This is a genomic window from Marinimicrobium sp. UBA4509 (genome assembly GCF_002388575.1).
GTDB lineage: Bacteria > Pseudomonadota > Gammaproteobacteria > Pseudomonadales > Cellvibrionaceae > Marinimicrobium > Marinimicrobium koreense.
The window spans coordinates 7,994-8,667 of sequence record NZ_DGMV01000059.1 but is presented as its reverse complement, the minus strand read 5'-3'; the positions used below and the strand labels follow the sequence as shown (position 1 = coordinate 8,667).

The window sequence follows — 674 nt, the reverse complement described above, 5'->3', positions numbered from 1 at the left end:
GAAGTCGATACCGAACACCTGCTGTTGGCGCTCGCCGACAGCGACGTGGTGAAGACCATCCTGGGGCAATTCAAGATCAAGGTCGATGACCTCAAGCGGCAAATCGAATCCGAAGCCAAGCGTGGCGAGCAGCCGTTCGAGGGCGAAATCGGCGTGTCGCCCCGCGTCAAGGACGCGCTCAGCCGCGCTTTCGTGGCCTCCAACGAACTCAGCCACTCCTATGTCGGCCCGGAGCATTTCCTGATCGGGCTGGCCGAGGAAGGCGAAGGCTTGGCCGCCAACCTGCTGCGCCGTTACGGCCTCACACCGCAGGCGCTGCGTCAACAGGTGAGCAAGGTGGTCGGTAAGGGGGCCGAGGACGGTCGCGCTGAGGCGCCGACCAACACACCTGAGCTCGACAAGTACTCGCGTGACCTCACCAAAATGGCGCGTGACGGCAAGCTCGATCCGGTCATCGGCCGTGCGCAGGAGATCGAGACCACCATCGAGGTGCTGGCCCGGCGCAAGAAAAACAACCCGGTGTTGATCGGTGAGCCCGGCGTCGGCAAGACCGCCATTGTCGAAGGACTGGCGCAGCGGATGGTCGCCGGCGAAGTGCCCGAGACGCTGCGCGACAAGCGTCTGGTCGAACTCAACATTAACGCCATGGTGGCAGGCGCCAAGTACCGCGGCGA

General features: G+C 63.9%; 1 protein-coding gene. It reads left to right on the top strand.

The genetic code is table 11. The annotated features are described in order from the left end of the window. Positions 1–674: Clp protease N-terminal domain-containing protein (locus tag B3520_RS11360; protein ID WP_286876086.1), on the top strand; the 674-nt coding region annotated here is incomplete at both ends.